This window comes from Aquibacillus rhizosphaerae, assembly GCF_030282825.1.
GTDB classification, from domain to species: domain Bacteria; phylum Bacillota; class Bacilli; order Bacillales; family Amphibacillaceae; genus Aquibacillus_C; species Aquibacillus_C rhizosphaerae.
Window position 1 is genome coordinate 161,665 of the sequence record NZ_JASTZU010000063.1, and the last position, 20,276, is coordinate 181,940.

Genomic DNA, 20,276 nt, shown 5'->3' on the forward strand with positions numbered 1-20,276 from the left:
GCAAAGGCTCGCTTTTCTTTATTTAGGTGTGAATGCTTCTTGCATAATGTAGTAGGATTTTTTTAATCTTTCTTTATATTTAGGCAAATCCCAAGTATTCCATGTATGCGAATATAAAGTTGGTCTCACTGTATTTTGTTCTTCTGCTAGAACCGTGGGCTTATTTTTGTTTAAGTAGCTAACAAAACCAATGGAAATATCATCGATAAATTGTTCACTATCCAACCCATCTTTTCGAATGTCACCTAATATTTTTCGTTGACTAGGATCTTTTACATGAAGTAAAAGCCAAGGTATGCGAATTTCTAATACTCCATTTTTTTCGTTAAAATTATAATCTGTCAAAGAATTATAATTGTCTTGAGTTGGATTAGCTGTTCCTTCAGTAAGAACTCCCGTTTCATAGTATTCAAAAGCTAGTAGCTCATCTTTAATCGGTATTGTCATTTGTTTGTTTAAGGCTAGACGAATTGGGTGATACTTGCCACTATTTACAGTTAGTGTTTCTGTACTTTCCTGATTAAGTTCATTACCGTATTGAACATCAAAAGCATCATAGTAACCATCTACTAATACGTTTGCTTTATTTTCAGAAAGTTGGACGATGAAGTCTATGCCCTTGTCTAAGGTTATATTTTGATCAAATGGTACTGTTTTATTACCTTGATTAGGTATTGTATTTAATAATAAATAGCTATCTGGTAGCCCTTGAGCAATTTGATTTGAATCAAATTGAACGGAAGTATATAAATACGTTTCATCCTGTGTAACCTGAATAGTATCTATACCTTTTTGTTGGCCCGAAATAGTTGTTACTTCTTTTGCCTCTTTCCAATCAGAAAGCTCACCATCAACATTAATTTTGAAACGGTCAAAACTCAGCAAACCAAAACGTTGTTCATTTGTTTGAACATTTGACCAATAAGGTCTACGATCAGGATCGTCAAGCTCCATCGTATTCCATGTTCGTTTGAACCACTCATCCTGCCAAGAGAACAACAATCCACCCATGTAATCTTGATTTGTTATGTCTTCGTATAAGTGTTTGTTAATGTTCCCTTGCTCCTCTTCAGATAGTCCACCTTGATTCCATCCATATGGATTTGAATGCGTTTTGCCCCGACTAGCGGGAACGCCAAACTCTGCAACAAGTACAGGCATGTTGTGTGCCTGTTTCAAGTCATTTAGATAGCCTGCATAGCTGTTTTGTTCACCACGATGATCCGTATAACTTAAGTAACCCGGTGTATGGTTTAGAAAGTCTGGATAATACGGATAAACGTGATAAGAAGCAAACAGTCCTGGTAAGTGTGAACTTGTACCGGTTATATGATTTGGGTCAACACTAACAAGATCTTCTTCATCAAGTGGTTCATAAGGATGATCTAGTAAATCAGTAGTTACCCAATTTGTAAAACTTAATGGACGTTGCCAGTTATAGTTCTCCTGCTCATATATTGCTGTATGATCAAGCATGGAACCTAACCAATATTCAAAAGGATTAGCATCTTTAGTCTGAATGAACGTTCCGTTAAATTGTCCATATTCCTTATTTAAGTGATTTGTATTTTCAACCATAAGTGGGTCCCACTCAATGCCAATTATATATCCTATAACATAAGGTGAGATATCTGCTTGATAGAGTCCGCTAGCATGTCCATCACGTTCAGGTAGATTTGCATTACCATGAATGACATCAATGGTATCTTCAATATTTTGCTCAAAGGAACGACTGATTGTTGCATCTAGAGCGTTCGGTGTTTCCTGGAAAGGCTCTTCCTCAATCCAGACCCCATGTAGTACATATAAAGGGCTTGCCGATTGTTGGTTGTATCTATTTAGCGCGCGATAAAACCCAGGTGGGTGTATGGTATAAACCCGAAGCGTATTCGCATTCATTTCTCCAATCAGTTCAAACCATCTAAAATACTCTTCTTCTGTTATAGCCGCTTCACCTGGAAAATAACCAGGCTTAGCCATCCCTATGTTAACTCCTTTTATTAGTATAGAACTCCATTTATCATCTGTGTAAATCTCCATGCGGGCATCTTTAAGCCTAGCTGTTTGTTTTACTTCCTCTTCTTCGTATATAGAAACCTCATTTTCTTCCTCAACGATTGGCAAAGGGTGTTTAAGTAATTCTTGTACCATTGGCATATAAGTCCTCCAAAAGAAAGCCTTTTGGGTATCTTGTGTAAACATGCTTTTTAACTGATGGAATAGTGGTAGTCCCTTATATTGATAAAAAGAAGGGATACTCCCAATATCAACGAAGTCACCAGCAAAATAGTAAAGCATTGAATTATGATACTGACTTGAAAATACAGCAGGAAAAGTAGATGGTATTCCTTCCTCTTCTAATATCTTTAATTGTTCATCATTGAGTTCTAATTTATATTCTGCTAAGACGTTATTTGTATCCTTTGATACATGAATATCAAACCAATAACCATACGCTTGACTGTTTTTTATACCGGTAATTTCTTCACCGATATCGGTGAAAGAAAATAAGATGCCGTCGTTTGTATTGTTGTGTTCTATGATAATAATTCGACCATCTTCGTGTGTGAATACAAACCCACCATTAGTAAAAGACCATGACTGGTTATATTGTTCTTGGTAGTTTCTTTCAATCCATTCAGGGATTTCATTCTCTGTATCTAAATCAAGTGTGGAAAAGTAACGTCCTGTCCAACCTGTCCATTCTGTATCAAGCATGGAAGTAACTTGTTGTCTTACAGAAGAGGAAGTTGGAGATGCAAAAGTGTTAAATTCCATAAACAACTTTGTGGGATCTTGTTGCAATTTGTTATCAATAATTGCTAATTCCTCTTCGCTTAAGCCACCAGTTATTTTGTTAGTGGTGATCTGCTCTCCATCGTCTTCTTGTTCATAAACACCATACGTATCTGCAATGTAGATGATATCACTTTGATTAACTTCGTCTTTAAGTATATCAATACTATCCATTGAATCAGAAGTTGGTTTATAACCAATATAATCTCGTTCAGGGTCTAAAGATTTGTCATGATTGGGAGTAGCGTAATGTAAGTAATTCATGATCCAGGTTAGGCCGTGATGTTCACGATAGTCCTCTGATGGCACAGTTTTGTCGATGATTGTTATTTTTTTACCCATGGAGGAATCTATCAACTTCCAAAAAAGGTAAGGGAGTATTATTATAAAAGTAACAATTAAACATATAAGGAAAACTTTTTTCATGTTATCACACTCATTAAATTAGTATAGTATCAATAATTCACATAATATCATAATTCGACTTTTAGTATCTGTGTTAGAATAATAAAGTAGTTTTAAAATTAGGGGTGAATGTTTTGAAAAAGTATCAAATGATGTTTCTAAAGCGGTATAAAGATATGCTTGAACAATGGAAACAAAAACAAGTGATCACCAACCAAGAATTATATCGCTTTTTGCATTCGATAAAAGGAACCGCATCTTCGATAGAACTTCACAACTTAACTGAGGCGTCAAATGAATTACTTGAGAAAATAAATAAAGATGAAGAGTCGATGTGGCAATTAGATGAGTGGGTTGATTTTATCCAACCACTAGCTTTGTTATTCGATGAAAATATAGAGCAACCAAAAGAAAATTCAGAGATATCAGTAGAAGATAATCTTTCCAGGAATACAATCTTGATTTTAAATGATGATATCGATTTGCTTAACGATTTAAAAGATGCTTTAGAAGATAATAATTTCATGGTGTTTATTGCTACTACACTAGAGCGTGGAATCCAGTTGTTTTATGATCACCATCCAGATTTAGTAATTATCGACTTTTATATAAAAAATAAGCAAGGGCTAGATTTTCTTAAGCAAGTTGAAAAAAATGTCTTAAGTACATTTACTCCTGTTATGTTTATTAGTGATGAAGTTTCGATTGACTCTAAGAAGAAGGTATATAATGCTAATGCACATGATATCATAGAAAAACCAATCGATCATGGTTTACTTTTAAGTATTATTGAAAATCGTTTGCGCCAGAAGGAATGGTTTAAAAAACGTGTAATGATTGATGAGTTAACCAATGCATATAACCGAGTTTTCTTAAACGATAAATGGAAAGACTTACACAAAAGCTTTCGAGAAAGTAACTCTCCTTTTAGCTTTGCTTTGTTAGACTTAGATCGTTTTAAGCAAGTCAATGATCGCTATGGACATGCCGTAGGTGATATGGTTCTAGCAAAATTTTCACAATTGATATTGAGAAACATCCGACCTGAGGATTATCTTGTTCGTTATGGTGGAGAAGAATTTTTGTTGATTTTGCAGGATACAAGACAAGAAGAGGCTATCGATATCGTTAAAAGGTTGTTGTATAAGTTTATGGATGACAGAACAGAAGTAAATGGTGTAAATCTGAAACTGAGCTTCACATCCGGTGTGGCAGAAATGAAACAATCTGTTCAATCACTTGAGCAGCTCATTGTTCAGAGTGACCTCGCTTTATATTACGGAAAGCAAAATGGAAGACAATCTGTTCATGGATATCATCCTGACCTGCAGAAAAACAGTCAATTAGTAAAAAAAGACAATTCATTACGAATTGCGATCGTTGATGATGATCGAGTTATTCAAGAATTACTCTATGATCAATTATCCAAGATGGCTATTCAAAACTTTGACATTGAAGTAAAAGCCTTTAGGGAAGGCGAATCCTTTTTAGAAACTGATTGGTATAAAGAATCAGGTAAGTACATTATTTTGCTTGATGGAATAATGCCTCGAATGGATGGTTTAGAAGTGCTATCCCAATTAAGAAAAACTGAAAATGAAAAAAATATGGGAATTATCATGCTTACTGGTCGTCAAAAAGATAAAGACATCGTTAAAGCATTAGAGCTCGGAGCTGATGATTATATTACTAAACCCTTCAGTTTACAGCAATTAGAAGCACGCATTAAAAGGTTAGTAAACAGACTTTTTTAGTTTGGGAAAATGTGATGATGTCTAGCTCCAGTACCTACCCAAGTCGAACATCTTTATGGTAGAGAACACCACATAGATATTTGTCTTCATTGCCTTAGGTGAGCACAAAGGGATACTTCATAGAAAGACATCACAGAAACAAGGCTTTTCCTTGTTTCGAAGGCGCCCCGCGCTTTTATTAATGGGGATGTAAAGGAGAATTAATTTATGGCTAAAATCTTAGTAGCAGATGATGAAGAAGTACTTCGAATGTTAATAACGGATACATTGGAAGATGAAGGACATGAGGTTGTTGAGGCTGTAGACGGACAAGACGCATTATTACATATAAATAAGGATATATTTGATTTAGTAATTTTGGATTATATGATGCCTGGATTAACAGGGATTGAAGTCGCGCAGCAATTGGACGATGATTGGAAAAAAAATCATCCAATTTTAATGCTTACTGCTAAAACACAGCAATCGGATTTAGAGGAATCAAGGCAGGCTGGCATCCCTTTTTATATGGCAAAGCCGTTTAGTCCAGCCCAACTAGTATTATTGGTGGAGGATATTCTAGATGCCTAATTTTTTGAAACGCACAATTCGCCGCCAATTTTTCTTTTTAATGATGGGTGTTTCAGTAACTGCTTTTATAGGTATTGCGGGAATTTTTATCTTTACTAATGCAGTTAAGACAGAATATTTTGAGCAAAGGGAAGAGTTAACTGAAAAAGGTAGCCTACTTAGTGATATGCAGGAAAATGTCTACCAAATGGTGGTCCATATGCGCGGATATGCTGCATTTGGAAACACAGATGAATTAAGTAAATCGGAATTCTACAATGAAAATTTACAAAAGAATCTTGTTGAATATCAACAATTAAATCTTTCGGAAGAAGAACGAGTCATTGTTAATGAAATGGAAGCATTTCAAGATAGTTACTGGAACGACTTATTACCTTTCATGCAACCATTGATTGAATCGAATGATTACCAGGCATTAAAAGAAGCGAGTAGAACTACATCATCTACAACACTAGTGAATGAGTTATTAGATGAAATTGGTGAAGTGAATAGCAGTATAGAAGTTAAACTTATGGATAGTCAAGACTCCTTTCTGAACACCATAAACTATACAAATTATTTTCTCTTATTATTTTTAGTGTTAATTTTTCTTGTGTTAAGTCTTGCTGCTAGAAGTTTAACAAAAATGATTGCTAATCCTATTTCAGAGCTTTCTAAAGCATCTAAATTACTAGCCAAAGGCGAACATATAAAAGTTACTCGTCTTAATCGGTTAGATGAGCTTGGAACACTGTCACATAGTTTTGCAGATATGGCTTATGAGATTAAGGATAGAGAAGATAATTTATCAAAACAAAATAATCAATTAAAAGTGCAAGCGGTCCAACTAGAAAATACGAAGCAAACACTTGAAAGGTATAATCAATTAAATCATGCATTATCAATTGCACAAAATCAACAACAGTTGTTAGACCAAGTAATTGGTGATCTAGCAGTTATTTACCACTTTGACCATGGTGTGTTATTTACGCTAGAATCTGAAGATTTTGCTACAATTGGCATAGAAGCTGATACGTTTAAAGGTTCTATTCAATCTTATTTTGCGACGGTTATTCATCGCTTGAAAAAAAACTCTCAACCATTTGTGACAGAAAGGGAAGCGATTCAAGGAGAATTTGGTTACAAAACAAATGCTATTTGCTATGATTTTCATGCGCCGATTATTAGTGCTGACAAGGAATTAATAGCAGTACTTGTTTGTACAAGAGTTGCTAGTAACTTTACAGACTCTGAAATAGAAGAATTGTTAGGAATACTAAATCGTGTCTCGCTCTCACTAGAAAAGATCACCTATTTTGAGCAAACAGAAAATAGTCGTCAATTAAATCAAGATATTATAGATAACATAAATGAAGGAATACAGTTTGTAGATGTGCAAGGGGACTTAGTCCAATTTAATCAAAAATGGTTGGAATTCTTTCAACTTAATGAAACCTATCATATTAATAAATTGTACACAGGATCAGTTTGGTTAGAACAAACTGCAAGGCATGTCAAAAGCAAAGATGGATTCATCACCTATTTACAAAATGTAATGTTCACAGATAATCATAGTGGTACACATTATCAATTTGAGGTAGAAAACAGCCATAGTAGCAGAGTGATCATTGTTTATTCTGAGGCGGTGTATCGTCAGGATACAAGAATAGGAACTTTATTTGTCTACCGGGATATCACTGCAGAGTATGAAGTTGATCAAATGAAGTCTGACTTAGTAAGTACGGTAAGTCATGAATTAAGAACACCACTCGCAAGTGTTTTGGGATATACAGAACTGATGATAAACAAAGAACTAAAACCAGATAGACAAGAACGTTATTTGAAAACAATTCATAAAGAAGCCCAAAGGTTAACAAATTTAATTAATGATTTTCTGGATTTACAACGAATGGAAGCTGGTCGTCAAGAATATAAATTTGAAAAAGTTGACATGATTGAGGTTGCTAGTGAAGTAGTTGAATCTTTCCAAGTAAATCACACTACTCACTCTATCAAGTTAATCGATCAAAGTAATATATCTTTCGTCCAAGCTGACCCACAAAGTCTAAGACAGTTATTTAATAATTTAATTGGTAACGCAATTAAATTTTCCCCTGATGGTGGGGATGTGGTACTTTCATTTAATAACAGTAATGAAAATTTATTTGTTCACATATCGGATAAAGGTATCGGGATTCCTGATTATGAGCTAAAACGGTTGTTTACGAAATTTCATCGTATTGATAATTCGAGTCAGAGGAAAATAGGAGGGACTGGTTTAGGACTAGCCATTTGTAAAGAAATCGTTGAAGCACATGGCGGTAAAATTGCTGTAAGGTCCGAACTTAATAAAGGTAGTGTGTTCACAATAACTATTCCACTAGATCAAACAGTAAAAAATTTAGAAATTATTGATGAAAATCATTTACTACCCGAAATTATTTTAATCGAAGACGATGAGAGTTTATCACAATTATTGGAGGATGAATTAAGGGATTCTGGATTCTTTGTTAAAAAGTACACGGACGGAGAATCAGTAATAAAATCTCTTGATAGCATTAAACCAGATGGTTTTGTCGTCGATCTAATGCTAGGAAAAGGTATGACTGGCTGGGATGTTATTCAAGAAATTAAAAAACAAGACCATCTATCGAATATACCTATATTTATTTCGAGTGCACTTGAGCAAAATGAAAAGGGACAAGAGCTTGGTATTGAGCATTATTTAACGAAGCCGTATCCACCAAATAAGCTATCAACAGTTATTTTACAAACCATGTTACAGTATGAAAAGACTGGCCAAATCTTATATGCAAAAGATTATAATGATAATACCCCTTCATAATGAAGGGGTATTATCATGTTAGAGGTTATTTAATTTCATTTTGTTGCTCAAGCTGTTGTTCTAGTTGTTGCAACTCTTGTTGTTCTTCTGGTGTAGCATTTGTATAAGCAGACTGAATAGCATTCCTTGCGGCTTGCTTATCGCTTTCGTCAAAGGTTTGACCACCCGTCATACGGTTAACAGCATTTTTAGCCTGTTGAAATAAATTATTTGCCATGTTAGCCATCACTAAAAACCTCCTAAAGTTTGCTTATCAGCTTTCTCTTTTGACTCTTGAACGTCAGAAAAGCGTTCGTGATAAGGAAAGCGTTCATCATGTTGCTTAACGGAATCTGCACCTTGTTGAGTAAAACGTTTCGATTTACTTTTTCTACTCATCAGTAATTCCTCCCAGTTTGAACAACTAAAATGAAAAAGCCTGAACGCAATATTACGTTCAAGCTTAGTATGGTACAATCTTATGTGATAAATGAAATGTATTTTATGGAAAATTAAAGTGTCTTTACATTGAGTTTTAAATAATCCTCAAGAAAATAGCCAATTCCATCCTCTTCATTGGATGCAGCTATATGTTTTGCTAGACCTTTTAGTTGGTCAATTCCATTAGCCATAGCAACACCAACACCAGCATACTCAATCATTTCAAGGTCGTTATCTTCATCGCCGAAAGCAATAACATTTTCTTGTGGAATATGGTAATAATGGGCAATTCGTTTTAAACCCACAGCTTTATTCATACCTTTTCGAACGATTTCAATGACATTCCAAGGAGCACCCCAATTTCGGTGTTCAATCACGGACGCATGTTCGTCATCTAACTTTTGACGAAGTTCTTGAATATGATCTTCACGTGGGTGAATAAGTAATGAAGTAGGATCGTCTCGTAGTTCGTTCTTTAAACTACCGATTATAATTGGCTGATCTTCCTTTGTACCATGAAGAATATCAAAAAGTTCCTTATCATAACGGTCTAAGTACATATCGTCTTTAATTTCGGCAAATATATTTTTGACTTTTAGTTCATAGCATGTCTGGATAATTTTTAATGCAGTACGGTTCGGAAGTGGACTGTGCAGCGCATCCCACTTTTTATCTGTAGGGTGGTGGATTAATGCACCATTAAAGTTAACCATAGGTGTATCTAAACCAAGTTCATGATAATAATCAATACTAGCACGGTGGGGTCTTCCGGTTGCGATAACAACAATATGGCCTGCTTCTTTTGCCTTAAGTACAATTTGTTTTGTCCGGTTACTAATCACTTTATTATCAGTTAAAAGTGTTCCATCAAGATCTAATGCAATTAGATGTCTGTTTTTTTCCATAGCAATTCACCTCTTATTAGTATATATAGTGTAAAACGGAAATGTATATATGTAAAGAATCTGTATATTATCTCCTATTTTTTGCAAGTTTTCAAATCAAATTATATGATAGTAGTATGAGATTTATTTGGAAGTAGTTTTTATATTATCATCATTAGGAGAGGAATTAAGTTATATGATAGAAATTCATAAAGAATATTGGGAAGATATACCGGTATTAATAGCAGTTAAATCTGAGTATCAAGACCAACCGTTACCAGTGCTTACGTATTTTCATGGATTTACAAGTGCAAAGGAAAATAATTTGCCGTTAGCCTATTTATTAGCAGAAAAAGGTTACCGAGTTATATTGCCAGATAGCTTGTACCATGGTGAAAGGGAAAGTGATATTCCTAATGATCAAAGGCAACTTCAGTTCTTTAAAATTGTGGAGCAAAACCTTAAAGATTTACAAATAATAAAAGATGAGTTAACAAAAAGAGCGCTGATTAAGAATCAACGTTTTGGTATTGCTGGTACGAGTATGGGAGGTATTACAACAGCTGCGGCATTAACACAGTTTGATTGGGTTAAAGCGGCTGCAGTGCTTATGGGCTCGCCAAAAATATCTGATTATGCAAGAGAATTAGTTGCTAATATAAAAGAAGTAAGAGGAGAATTACCGATAGCGGTGGAAGAGCTCGAAGCAATATATAATTCATTAGAACAAATTGATTTATCAAAACAAATCGAAAAGTTAAATGAACGACCGTTGTTTTTCTGGCATGGTGAAAATGATTCCGTTGTACCTTTTGCTCATTCATATGACTTTTATGAAGAAGCTACGAAACTTTATAAAAATCCAGAGAATATTCGGTTCCTGAGAGAAGTAAACCGTGATCATAAGGTAAGTCGATTTGCGATTATCGAAACAGTAAATTGGTTTGAACTACAATTGTAATCGCAACTTAAATCAAACAGTTTCATAAATATTTCATAAGTAGTGATTTAAATCATTTAATTTTATGAACATTTATGTTTATAATAATAAATAAGATAATAAAGGAGGTTTATTGGTATGGAAGAGGCATTACAAGAAAATCTAATGGGTGCTTTGGAGAATGTTATTGATCCAGAGCTTGGTATAGATATCGTTAATTTAGGATTAGTATATGGTGTAGACTTGAATGATGAAGGTATTGCAACTGTGACAATGACGCTCACTGCAATGGGTTGTCCTTTAGCTGCTCACATTGAATCAGATGTAAAACGCGTATTAGAGGATCTTCCAGAAGTACAAGATACTAAAGTGGATATTGTTTGGAATCCACCATGGACAAAGGACCGTATGTCACGTTATGCAAAAATTGCATTAGGTATTCCAGATTGATTTTATAGGTAAATCAAAACCGACTCGTATTAACTTTACGAGTCGGTTTTTCTGAATATCTTGTTTGCTACTTCTCCAGAAGCGTCAGTGCTATTGTTAAAATAGCTCCTTCTCTAAAACTTCTCTATTTAAGAGTATATCTCCTTTTTTATTGGTAGATATTAACTTTTCCTTTTTTAGTTGTGTTAGCGTTCTACTAACTGTTTCTCTGCTTGAACCTATCATATTAGCTAGTTCACGGTTTGAAAAATTCATACTTAATTTAAATGTGTCATCTTCTAACTTTTCTCCATAGTTTTCGGTCAAACGCAACAAAAGCATAATGATTTGTTCATACGTATTATGTAAGATTTGCTCTTCTAAACGCTTTTGTAAGTCTACTATTAAATCACCTAAAACTTTAAACAATTTAACGCAGATAGCTGGATTATTCATCAAAAAGTTTTCAAATAAGTGTATCGGAATGTATAGCAACGTCGCGTCCTCAGTTACTTCAGCATGAGCTGGGCACTTGTCTTGCCTGAAAAATCCTTGATGTGGAAACATATTGCCTGGTTGTAAAACGTTAACGATCTGTTCTTTACCGTGAAAGTCAGTCTTGTATATTTTCACTTTCCCTATATGGATGAAGTACACATTCGATAATGGATCACCTTGCATAAAAATATGGGTACCACGTCGATATCTTCTTGACTGAGCAAGTTCAATAATAGGGTTTATTTCATCAATGGTTAGATCTTTAAAGAGAGGGACTTTTTGCAACAAATCTTGAATTGATTTTGAATTCATTATACCTTCCTTTCCTCAGTAAAATAACAGCGACTAGTTTAATCCGAATATCGGAATTGGCTTGTCTTCATTTTTATTATTTTATCTAATATAAATGAGTCAATTTCATAATTACCTTATTCAGTCATCTGCGACAATGTTGTAGGTGACGACAAAATTGGTATTATGAAATTGATTAAAATAGAAGTTCCATTCACGTTTATTATTGTACTTATATCATACTATTGATCAAAATCCAAGGGTGTGATTAAAATCATAGAGATTTGTTGTTGTACCTCACTCCATAACAATTAGCAAATATATAACCTAGGTATAGAAAAACATTTCTATTAGGAGGTACAAATAGTATGAGTCAAGTAAACTATGCAGCAAAAATTAACGCACCTGAAATAGAGCCAAGGTTTCGTCATCCAATGATACTTGAAACTTTTGATGGTTTACAAGCAGGTGAAGTGATGGAATTAACAAATGATCACGATCCCAAACCACTTCACTATCAATTTATGATTGAACGCGAAGGAACGTTTAATTGGGAGTATTTGCAAGAGGGTCCAACGACTTGGTGTGTAGCTATTTCAAAATTAAAGTAAGTTTTTTCACATAGTACAATAATATATTTATTTTAAGCTATTCCACTAGTTTACTTAGAATTGGAATAGCTTTATTCATCTAGAAAGTTATTTGAAATGAAACTACCTGTGAATAAAATCACTTTAATAAACTCTAAAGACGGTTACAATAAATCAATGTAATTAGGAGGGGATTAATATGAAAGCACGTGATTATAATAAGGATCCTTTTATTGTTATATGGGAACTTACCCGAGCTTGTGAGTTGAAATGTTTACATTGTCGTGCTGATGCGCAGTATCACCGTCACCCAAGTGAATTGAACCTTCAAGAAGGTAAAAGATTAATTGATCAAATTATAGAAATGAATAATCCAATGCTTGTCTTCACTGGTGGGGACCCGTTAATGCGTCCGGATGTTTTTGAAATTGCAGCATATGCAATAAACAAAGGCGTTCGTGTGTCCATGACACCGTCAGCAACTCCAAATGTAACGAAGGAGGCGATGAACAAAGCTAAAGAGGTTGGTTTATCTAGATGGGCGTTTAGTCTGGATGGACATTGCGCTGAAATTCATGATCACTTCAGAGGAACGAGTGGTTCTTTTGATTTAACAATGAATGCTATTCGGTACTTGCATGAATTGGAAATGCCACTTCAAATTAATACTGTGATTTCACGGTACAATGTTGACTATTTAGAAGAAATGGCATCATTGATGGAGGAATTAAATTGTGTCCTATGGAGTGTCTTTTTCCTTGTACCAATAGGAAGAGGGCAGGAGAAGGACATGATTAGCGCTGTAGAGCATGAGCGCGTATTTAGGTGGTTGTACAAGTTATCGAAAAAAGTACCATTTGACATAAAAACAACAGCTGGTCAACATTATAGGCGTGTAGTGATTCAAAATAAGATTCGAGAAAACAAAGATGGAAATAGTAAACCAGACATTAATTATCAGGATGCATTAACTAAAGGGGAAACTGGTGGCATTGATGGACTTGGGCGAGCGCCCAAAGGTGTAAATGATGGCAATGGCTTTATATTTATTTCTCATATTGGAGATGTTTATCCAAGTGGATTACTTCCTGTCAAAGTTGGAAATGTAAGAGATCAACCATTACCAGAAATATATCGTGATTCTGATATTTTAAAAAATCTTAGAAATCCAGATAAGTATAAAGGGAAATGTGGAGTTTGTGAATTTCGTCATGTATGTGGTGGTTCTAGATCAAGAGCGTATGCAGTAACAGGAGATTATCTGGAAAGTGAACCATATTGCACTTATATTCCAAAGGTGATGCGTCAACAGAAGCGTGCCTAAAGGAGAACAACGTTTGAGGTGATTAAATGAAATTATTTTTGCCAAAACAACACGGCGCATGGGCAATGCTTATCGTACCGTTTGGATTAGGGATTGTTTCCGGAGGGATGGATTGGTTACAGATACCGCTTGGCGTGGCTTGGATTGCTCTATATTTATCAACCTATCCATTATTATTAGCTGTAAAGAAGAAAAAAATTAAATTTCACTTAAAATGGTCGGCAATATATTTTATTATAGCACTAATATTCATTACTCCAGTCATGCTTAAAGAACCAGTTATCATTATTGTTGGCTTATTAATGACGCCTTTCTTTTTCTTAAACTTGTATTTCAGTAGGAAAAAAAAGGATCGTCTTTTCTTAAATGACTTAAGTGCGATAATTGCTTTTTCTTTAAGCGGATTAGCTACCTACTACCTTGGAACAAATCAATGGAATGCCACTGCTTGGGTAGTAGCTAGTGTATGTATTTTGTTTTTTGTAGGGAGTACTTTTTTTATAAAGACGTTAATAAGAGAAAAGAAAAATCCAGCATATCGCTGGATCTCTTGGACTTATCATAGTATCTTGTGTCTTGCTTTAATTATTATTGGAAATGGCTTAATGGCTTTAGCCTTTATACCAAGCTTAATTCGTTCTATCTATTTTCCTGGAAAAACATTAAAACCAATGAACATGGGTATTATTGAAATAGTAAATTCGGCTATTTTTTTTATTGTCATGTCAATTTACTTTTATTAATCAATACTGCATAGGACAACAGGACAATCCTCGCAGTTAATTTCGTCTTTTAAGTATTGTAAGTCATGAATTGTTATTTTACTTTTATTAATAGATAAAATATTACTTCTCTTTAAGTCATTTAATAGGCGATTGACACTTTCTCTTGATGTACCACAGAAATTAGCGAGCTCTTGATTGGTAAGAATAATATCAATCAATATTCCGTCTTTTTGTTTAACCCCGTAACTGTTTGTCAAACGGATTAAAGTGGAATAGAGAGCTCCTTTTTTGCCATGAAGTACTAAATCGCGAAATTTTGTTTGATCTCTGCGATAATTCACGCTCATTATTTTCATGAATTCCATTGCTAGTTTACTGTCAGTGAGAAGCTTTTCTTCCAGTGTGTTTTTCTTTATTACAGCAACTTCACCATCTTCGGTCACTTTTGCATTTAAGATATATTTGACTTCTTCTGAATCAAAGGATAATTCGCCTACAATATCTCCCTTTGTACAAATACGGAGTGTTAACTCTCTTCCGTCAGGAGAAATTTTACCAATCTGAACTCTCCCCGATAAAATGATATATAACTCTGTTACTTCTTCACCTTGTTGAAAAAGGAAGCTGTTTTTTTCTATTTTCATGGTATGATCGACAGTAGATAAAATCGAAGCAAGGTCTTCTGACATTCTATGATTTTTCAAAATTTCGTTCATATGAATCAAGCCTCCTTTTAAAAGGTTTCTTAAACACCTATGATTATCACATTATAATAATAGATAGGCAAGTGTCCCAACGATGAAGCAGTAAAATGCAAAGTACTTGAGATTGCCTTTAGCCATTATATTCATAAACCACTTAAGTGAATAATAAGTCGCAATTATCGAGGCAATAAAGGCTAATGTATAAGGTATCCACATTACATTAAACGCTGGATCGTTAATGATATCCCCAATGGATAATACAAGTGTACCGAGGCTAATTGGGATAAATAATAGAAATGAAAACCTTAACGCTGTTTCTTGTTTCATTCCAATTAACATCGCAGCAACAATGGTTGCACCTGATCTACTAATGCCTGGAATTAATGCGACAGATTGTGCAAGTCCAACAATAATGGCATCCCTTATTGTTAACGCCCCATCACTTTTACTTCCTCTTAAGTTACGAATAATCCATAAAGCGATACCAGTGATTATTAAGGTAATGCCAATCATTTTTGATGTATCAAAGATATCACCAATTTGGTCTTCAAATAGAATTCCAATTACTCCTGCAGGAATGGTGGCAATAACTAAATATAAAATAAAATTAAAATCATCTTTCGCTTCAGGTTTTTTAGTAGTGATATAAATCATTCCATTTTGTATTAAACGCAAAATGTCTTTACGATATATTGTTAATACCGCAATTAAAGATCCAAAGTTAACTAAAATCTCAAATGATAAATTATCCATTTTTACATTAAATAAGTTTTGTACAATAACTAAATGTCCACTAGATGATATTGGAATTGGTTCGGTAAATCCTTGCACCAACCCAAGAAAAATATATTTTATTAGTAATCCAATATCTGCTAAGCTTTCCATATCTTTTCCCCCAAAAAATTTAATGTTAGTTGCCTCCGCTATTGTCACAAACTTTTTCATTTTCGAATAAGTTAAAAAGTGAAAAGGAGGAGATAAAAATGTATCGACCACATAACTATCATCATATGTATGACCTATGTGAAAAGCATATTCATGCCTATGTATTAATTCAATTAAATGATGGTAATAGCATAGATGGGATTATTACTGGTTTAGATGAAGAATATGTTTACATGGCTGTTCCTAATTTCGGAAATCAACGTGACGAAGAAAGGATATCTCCAATTGGATTTCCTGGTTACGGATTTGGATATGGGTATGGACCTTACCCATACCCACCGGTAGCTTATCCTGGTGCTCGCTTTAGACGGCTTGTCTTGCCACTAGCAGCATTAACAGCGCTAAGTGCTTTACCATGGTATTAAGTGCTATTTTATTACCAAACTGTTTTCTTGTATTTCATTCCGAGGATGTTGTATGAAAACTTGCATCTTAGGAGATTAGGTACTGCAGATTTGTCTCTAACTTCATAGTAAACAAATTAAACCCTTGCCAGTCCTTGAAGGCAAGGGTTTAAACATACGAAAATACATTTTTATTTCTTATCTTCCTTTAATATACCGTCGCCAACTATAAAAGTGACAATACTAAAAATTGCAACTAAGAAGAAAATTGGTGCCATTCGTAACTCTTCCCCTGCCATACTTGTAAGTACATAAGAAATAACTAAACTAATTAATAGTGCCCAGATTATTGTAATTAAATAACGCACATTTTCCACCTCATTTTCGCATTCTTTATATAGTTTACCAAATCCCAGTAAGAAAATAAATAATATTTGTATTTTCTACATAGATAATTAGTAACGATAATAACAAAGAGGTGAAAAACTTGTATTTAGTTTTAGGGTGTTATCACTGGATAGGCTTTCATATTACAAATAAGTTATTAAAAGAAGGATATCATGTAATTGGTTTTGATGAAGGTGATGCAGAAAAAGAAGATGAGTTGTCAATGTTCTTTGGACGTAATAGTTTGTTTACTAAATTGGATAATAAAGAGGATATAGTTAAAGGGTATAAGTCAAAGAAATTTAACGCATGTTTTAATCTATTGGATCAAAAAAGTGTTGAGGGATTACTGAGAATGAAAGTAGGAAGATGGTTTCAATTAGGAACTCCTAACAAGCTTAATTTAAATAATAAAATTGTTATTGATTTACCACTGTTGTTTGGCGAATGGATGCCTAGAAAAAAATCAGGCTTTATCTATGGGAAAGATTTTATTTATTTCAATTCAGGAGATTTTAAGAGGAAAGCACTTTATATTGAAGATTTTGTAGATGCAATATTTCAATTGGTTCAATCATCCCACATTCCAAGCCATATACAACTTAAGCCTTTTAAAGAAAACAATCAAGGACATCAAGGGGAACGTATAGAATATCAGACAATATTTGTACGTGAAGGAGAACACGTGGATCAAAGGTTAGAAAAAATTAAAACACATTATGAACAATTTCATTCTTTTTATGATTCATAGTAATTTCAAAATACGAATCATATAGAAGAAGTTTACATCTGTAATAAACTTGTAAAACCTAAATACATTTACGTGTGTCACTTTAGACGGTAGAATAGGACTATGAATAAGTCCTTATTTGAATAGGAGTGCACGTGTTGAGAAATCATGTTGCTTTATTAATTGTAATTATATTTTTTCTTTTCATATTAACGGGTTGCAATTCTTACTTTAATCAAGGTGAAATTGATAAAGTAGGAATGCTTGTAGAAAACTCAGTCAATGATCAGACTTGGGGAAATAAAGGTTATAAAGGGTTACTTGAAATTAAAGAAGAATTTGATGTAGATGTGTATTTTAAAGAAGAAATTCAAACACAACAGGAAGTTAATCGTGCAGTGGAAGAGTTTTCTGCTAAAGGGGTTAATTTAGTATTTGGACATAGTAGCATATACGGTAAAATGTTCGAAAGTATAAGTAGTTCTTATCCAAATATTCATTTTGTTTATTTTAACGGGGGATATTATGATGACAATTTAACCAGTCTTAATTTTAATTCTCACGCTATGGGATTCTTTGCTGGTATGGTTGCTGGAGAAATGACGGAAACAAATCAAGTCGGAATCATAGCAGCTTATGAGTGGCAACCAGAGGTAGAAGGCTTTTACGAAGGGGTGCATTATCAAAATGAAGATGCATACGTTTCCATGAACTTTGTTAATAACTGGGATAATGAAGAAAGAGCATTTCAATTATTTAACGAAATGAATAGTCAAGGTGTCGATGTGTTTTATCCAGCAGGAGACACATTTAGTGTCTCTATAATAGAAAAAGTAAAAGAAATTGATAAGTATGGGATTGGTTTTGTAGCAGACCAGTCTAACGTTGCTGGTGATAATGTATTGACGAGTACTTTACAACATGTGGACCATTTATATTTATTAGCAGCTGAGAAATTTAATGAAGGTGAGCTAGCAGGAGGTATCTTCACCTACGATTTTCAAGATGATGTTATATCATTAACTGAATACAGTCCCAGGGTACCTGAGAGTTTTCAAAAACAAATGAATAAAGCGGTTGAAGATTATATTGAAACCGGCTTATTACCAAACGAAATGTAAAAGTGTGGATGTATTTATTATAAAAAAGGACAGGAGCGTGAATGGCTTCTGTCCTTTTTCCGCATCTTAATCTTTAGGATTTGAATTTTTTGAACATTCCAGAAATCCCTTTTACATAAGGCGATAATTGCTTATACGTTTCAGCCATTGTTTGAGCGGTATTAAACAAATCAAAGGATTGTTCCTCCTCATTGTTTTCAAGTGCTTCATCTTGATTTTGTTTTGAACTGATGGATTGTCTAGGTGGGCGTTGACCAAACATTAATTGGTCAAAGGGATTTACTGATTGGTTTTTACTATCCGTTTTATCAGGCATAGAAACACCTCCTTATTATTCATCATATTATTTTTAAAAGAAAAAGATAAGGCTATTGTCCACTATCTCAAGTAAACAATATAAATAATCAATTTCATACTACCTATTTTAACGCCGTTCACAACAAAATATAGTTGGATAAAAACAATTCCAACTATATTTTGTTGTAGATGGCTGTATAAGGTAATTATGAAATTGACTCAAAAAACTTGATTAAAACTTTTATTTCAATTAAAATTAGTACCAAGTCTTAATATTTGATATAAATTTTAACTCCCTGAGAGGATGATATAGATGAACGCTGGTATTATAGGTACTGGTCATTACGTTCCAGAAAAGATTTTAACCAATGCCGATTTAGAAAAAATTGTTGACACAAATGATGAGTGGATTCGAACTAGAACTGGTATTGAAGAAAGAAGAATAGCAGAAGATTCAATGGATACTTCTGACATGGCTTATTTAGCAGCAGTTAATGCATTAGAAGATGCAAAAGTTACTGCTGAGGAATTAGATATGATATTAGTTGCAACAGTTACTCCGGACACTTCTTTCCCATCTGTTGCTTGTATGCTTCAAGATCGATTAGGCGCAAGGAAGGTAGCGGCAATGGATTTAAGTGCAGCTTGTTCAGGTTTTATGTATGGTATGATCACTGCAAAGCAATTTATTGAAACAGGATCATATAAAAATATATTAGTAGTAGGTGTGGAAAAACTTTCAAAAATAACAGATTGGTCTGATCGTAACACATGTGTACTTTTCGGTGATGGAGCTGGCGCTGCTGTAGTTGGTCCGGTTAGTGAGGGAAAAGGAATTCTTTCTTTTGAGTTAGGTGCAGATGGTAGCGGTGGAAAATATTTGTTTCAAGATAAAGATTATTTAAGTATGAACGGCCGAGAAGTGTTTAAATTTGCTGTAAGGCAAATGCCTGAATCATCTGTTAATGTTGTAGAAAAAGCTGGGTTTAAAAAAGAAGATGTAGATTATTTAATTCCACACCAAGCAAACATTCGAATCATGGATGCAGCCAGAGAAAGACTTGGGATATCTGAAGATAAAATGGCTACATCGGTGAAGAAATACGGCAATACTTCTGCAGCTTCCATAGCAATTGCGTTATCTGAAGACGTGAAAAACGGTAAGATAAAAGAAAATGATTTAGTAGTTTTAGTAGGTTTTGGTGGTGGCTTAACTTGGGGAGCGGTAGCCATTCGTTGGGGCAAGTAAACTAAACTATCTTTAATAAGTAAATCAATAAAATAAATTATCAGATATG

The 20,276-nt window shown here is 34.1% G+C and carries 21 protein-coding genes; 12 read left to right on the forward strand and 9 right to left on the reverse strand.

All coding sequences use genetic code 11. The features are described from left to right. Positions 1-18 precede the first annotated feature (18 nt). Positions 19-3,138, reverse strand: coding sequence for a hypothetical protein (locus QQS35_RS20890; RefSeq protein WP_285934189.1), 3,120 nt, complete (start codon positions 3,136-3,138; stop codon positions 19-21). 197 nt (positions 3,139-3,335) lie between these two features. On the opposite strand from QQS35_RS20890, the gene QQS35_RS20895 reads away from it, so the two are divergent. From QQS35_RS20895 to QQS35_RS20905, 3 genes are all read left to right on the forward strand, one after another. Next, on the forward strand, positions 3,336-4,955 hold the full coding sequence (locus QQS35_RS20895; RefSeq protein WP_285934190.1) for a GGDEF domain-containing response regulator: 1,620 nt from the start codon (positions 3,336-3,338) through the stop codon (positions 4,953-4,955). A gap of 207 nt (positions 4,956-5,162) precedes the next feature. Further along, positions 5,163-5,525, forward strand: a complete 363-nt coding sequence (locus QQS35_RS20900; RefSeq protein WP_285934191.1) for a response regulator transcription factor — start codon at positions 5,163-5,165, stop codon at positions 5,523-5,525. After that, positions 5,518-8,349, forward strand: coding sequence for an ATP-binding protein (locus QQS35_RS20905; protein ID WP_285934192.1), 2,832 nt, complete (start codon positions 5,518-5,520; stop codon positions 8,347-8,349). Before QQS35_RS20900 ends, QQS35_RS20905 begins: the two co-directional genes overlap by 8 nt. A gap of 25 nt (positions 8,350-8,374) precedes the next feature. Here the strand turns inward: QQS35_RS20905 and QQS35_RS20910 are convergent, their stop codons facing one another. The 3 genes from QQS35_RS20910 to QQS35_RS20920 form a co-directional block, all read right to left on the reverse strand. Then, positions 8,375-8,566 (reverse strand): DUF3813 domain-containing protein, encoded by a 192-nt coding sequence (locus QQS35_RS20910; protein ID WP_285934562.1) that lies wholly within the window; start codon positions 8,564-8,566, stop codon positions 8,375-8,377. Between the two features lie 11 nt (positions 8,567-8,577). Then, positions 8,578-8,727, reverse strand: coding sequence for a hypothetical protein (locus QQS35_RS20915; protein ID WP_285934193.1), 150 nt, complete (start codon positions 8,725-8,727; stop codon positions 8,578-8,580). Between the two features lie 113 nt (positions 8,728-8,840). Beyond that, positions 8,841-9,674: a Cof-type HAD-IIB family hydrolase gene (locus QQS35_RS20920; RefSeq protein ID WP_285934194.1), complete on the reverse strand. Its 834-nt coding sequence runs from the start codon at positions 9,672-9,674 to the stop codon at positions 8,841-8,843. Between the two features lie 175 nt (positions 9,675-9,849). Here QQS35_RS20920 and QQS35_RS20925 point away from each other — a divergent pair, with 175 nt between their 5' ends. Beyond that, positions 9,850-10,614, forward strand: a complete 765-nt coding sequence (locus QQS35_RS20925) for an alpha/beta fold hydrolase (RefSeq protein ID WP_285934195.1) — start codon at positions 9,850-9,852, stop codon at positions 10,612-10,614. Positions 10,615-10,731: 117 nt separating this feature from the next. Beyond that, positions 10,732-11,043 carry a metal-sulfur cluster assembly factor gene (locus QQS35_RS20930; RefSeq protein ID WP_285934196.1) on the forward strand — a complete coding sequence of 104 codons (312 nt, stop codon included), beginning with the start codon at positions 10,732-10,734 and terminating at the stop codon, positions 11,041-11,043. 96 nt (positions 11,044-11,139) lie between these two features. Here the strand turns inward: QQS35_RS20930 and QQS35_RS20935 are convergent, their stop codons facing one another. Then, the gene (locus tag QQS35_RS20935) at positions 11,140-11,832 is read right to left on the reverse strand and encodes a Crp/Fnr family transcriptional regulator (protein ID WP_285934197.1); all 693 of its coding nucleotides are present in this window, start codon (positions 11,830-11,832) and stop codon (positions 11,140-11,142) included. Between the two features lie 347 nt (positions 11,833-12,179). On the opposite strand from QQS35_RS20935, the gene QQS35_RS20940 reads away from it, so the two are divergent. The 3 genes from QQS35_RS20940 to QQS35_RS20950 all read left to right on the forward strand — a co-directional run bounded on the left by QQS35_RS20940 (position 12,180) and on the right by QQS35_RS20950 (position 14,468). Further along, a complete protein-coding gene (locus tag QQS35_RS20940; protein ID WP_285934198.1) occupies positions 12,180-12,422 on the forward strand; it encodes a DUF2249 domain-containing protein in 243 nt (80 codons plus the stop codon). 178 nt (positions 12,423-12,600) lie between these two features. Next, entirely contained in the window at positions 12,601-13,725 is a 1,125-nt protein-coding gene (locus QQS35_RS20945; protein WP_285934199.1) for a TIGR04053 family radical SAM/SPASM domain-containing protein, read from the forward strand. A 26-nt stretch (positions 13,726-13,751) separates the two neighbouring features. Continuing rightward, entirely contained in the window at positions 13,752-14,468 is a 717-nt protein-coding gene (locus QQS35_RS20950; RefSeq protein ID WP_285934200.1) for a YwiC-like family protein, read from the forward strand. Here the strand turns inward: QQS35_RS20950 and QQS35_RS20955 are convergent. Both QQS35_RS20955 and QQS35_RS20960 read right to left on the reverse strand, forming a co-directional pair. After that, entirely contained in the window at positions 14,465-15,157 is a 693-nt protein-coding gene (locus QQS35_RS20955) for a Crp/Fnr family transcriptional regulator (protein ID WP_285934563.1), read from the reverse strand. The two genes, QQS35_RS20950 and QQS35_RS20955, sit on opposite strands and share 4 nt — an antisense overlap. Before the next feature lie 60 nt (positions 15,158-15,217). Then, positions 15,218-16,039, reverse strand: coding sequence for an undecaprenyl-diphosphate phosphatase (locus QQS35_RS20960; protein WP_285934201.1), 822 nt, complete (start codon positions 16,037-16,039; stop codon positions 15,218-15,220). Positions 16,040-16,137: 98 nt separating this feature from the next. Between QQS35_RS20960 and QQS35_RS20965 the strand changes: the two genes are divergently transcribed. Next, positions 16,138-16,464: a hypothetical protein gene (locus tag QQS35_RS20965; protein ID WP_285934202.1), complete on the forward strand. Its 327-nt coding sequence runs from the start codon at positions 16,138-16,140 to the stop codon at positions 16,462-16,464. A 170-nt stretch (positions 16,465-16,634) separates the two neighbouring features. On the opposite strand, the gene QQS35_RS20970 is transcribed toward QQS35_RS20965, so the two are convergent. Continuing rightward, on the reverse strand, positions 16,635-16,811 hold the full coding sequence (locus QQS35_RS20970) for a DUF2929 family protein (protein WP_285934203.1): 177 nt from the start codon (positions 16,809-16,811) through the stop codon (positions 16,635-16,637). 119 nt (positions 16,812-16,930) lie between these two features. Here QQS35_RS20970 and QQS35_RS20975 point away from each other — a divergent pair, with 119 nt between their 5' ends. Continuing rightward, positions 16,931-17,581, forward strand: a complete 651-nt coding sequence (locus tag QQS35_RS20975; RefSeq protein ID WP_285934204.1) for a Rossmann-fold NAD(P)-binding domain-containing protein — start codon at positions 16,931-16,933, stop codon at positions 17,579-17,581. Positions 17,582-17,715: 134 nt separating this feature from the next. Then, positions 17,716-18,681, forward strand: a complete 966-nt coding sequence (locus QQS35_RS20980; RefSeq protein ID WP_285934206.1) for a BMP family ABC transporter substrate-binding protein — start codon at positions 17,716-17,718, stop codon at positions 18,679-18,681. A 73-nt stretch (positions 18,682-18,754) separates the two neighbouring features. On the opposite strand, the gene QQS35_RS20985 is transcribed toward QQS35_RS20980, so the two are convergent. Further along, positions 18,755-18,997: a hypothetical protein gene (locus QQS35_RS20985; protein ID WP_285934208.1), complete on the reverse strand. Its 243-nt coding sequence runs from the start codon at positions 18,995-18,997 to the stop codon at positions 18,755-18,757. A gap of 294 nt (positions 18,998-19,291) precedes the next feature. On the opposite strand from QQS35_RS20985, the gene QQS35_RS20990 reads away from it, so the two are divergent. Next, on the forward strand, positions 19,292-20,227 hold the full coding sequence (locus QQS35_RS20990) for a beta-ketoacyl-ACP synthase III (protein ID WP_285934209.1): 936 nt from the start codon (positions 19,292-19,294) through the stop codon (positions 20,225-20,227). The last annotated feature ends 49 nt before the right edge of the window (positions 20,228-20,276 follow it).

What these genes read in the sequence shown, in the direction of transcription:
- QQS35_RS20890 (WP_285934189.1), bottom strand. Translation starts at nt 3,138, where the DNA reads ATGGGTAAAAAAATAACAATCATCGACAAAACTGTGCCATCAGAGGAC.
- QQS35_RS20900 (WP_285934191.1), top strand. Translation starts at nt 5,163, where the DNA reads ATGGCTAAAATCTTAGTAGCAGATGATGAAGAAGTACTTCGAATGTTA.
- QQS35_RS20905 (WP_285934192.1), top strand. Translation starts at nt 5,518, where the DNA reads ATGCCTAATTTTTTGAAACGCACAATTCGCCGCCAATTTTTCTTTTTA.
- QQS35_RS20910 (WP_285934562.1), bottom strand. Translation starts at nt 8,566, where the DNA reads ATGGCAAATAATTTATTTCAACAGGCTAAAAATGCTGTTAACCGTATG.
- QQS35_RS20915 (WP_285934193.1), bottom strand. Translation starts at nt 8,727, where the DNA reads ATGAGTAGAAAAAGTAAATCGAAACGTTTTACTCAACAAGGTGCAGAT.
- QQS35_RS20920 (WP_285934194.1), bottom strand. Translation starts at nt 9,674, where the DNA reads ATGGAAAAAAACAGACATCTAATTGCATTAGATCTTGATGGAACACTT.
- QQS35_RS20925 (WP_285934195.1), top strand. Translation starts at nt 9,850, where the DNA reads ATGATAGAAATTCATAAAGAATATTGGGAAGATATACCGGTATTAATA.
- QQS35_RS20930 (WP_285934196.1), top strand. Translation starts at nt 10,732, where the DNA reads ATGGAAGAGGCATTACAAGAAAATCTAATGGGTGCTTTGGAGAATGTT.
- QQS35_RS20935 (WP_285934197.1), bottom strand. Translation starts at nt 11,832, where the DNA reads ATGAATTCAAAATCAATTCAAGATTTGTTGCAAAAAGTCCCTCTCTTT.
- QQS35_RS20940 (WP_285934198.1), top strand. Translation starts at nt 12,180, where the DNA reads ATGAGTCAAGTAAACTATGCAGCAAAAATTAACGCACCTGAAATAGAG.
- QQS35_RS20945 (WP_285934199.1), top strand. Translation starts at nt 12,601, where the DNA reads ATGAAAGCACGTGATTATAATAAGGATCCTTTTATTGTTATATGGGAA.
- QQS35_RS20950 (WP_285934200.1), top strand. Translation starts at nt 13,752, where the DNA reads ATGAAATTATTTTTGCCAAAACAACACGGCGCATGGGCAATGCTTATC.
- QQS35_RS20960 (WP_285934201.1), bottom strand. Translation starts at nt 16,039, where the DNA reads ATGGAAAGCTTAGCAGATATTGGATTACTAATAAAATATATTTTTCTT.
- QQS35_RS20965 (WP_285934202.1), top strand. Translation starts at nt 16,138, where the DNA reads ATGTATCGACCACATAACTATCATCATATGTATGACCTATGTGAAAAG.
- QQS35_RS20985 (WP_285934208.1), bottom strand. Translation starts at nt 18,997, where the DNA reads ATGCCTGATAAAACGGATAGTAAAAACCAATCAGTAAATCCCTTTGAC.
- QQS35_RS20990 (WP_285934209.1), top strand. Translation starts at nt 19,292, where the DNA reads ATGAACGCTGGTATTATAGGTACTGGTCATTACGTTCCAGAAAAGATT.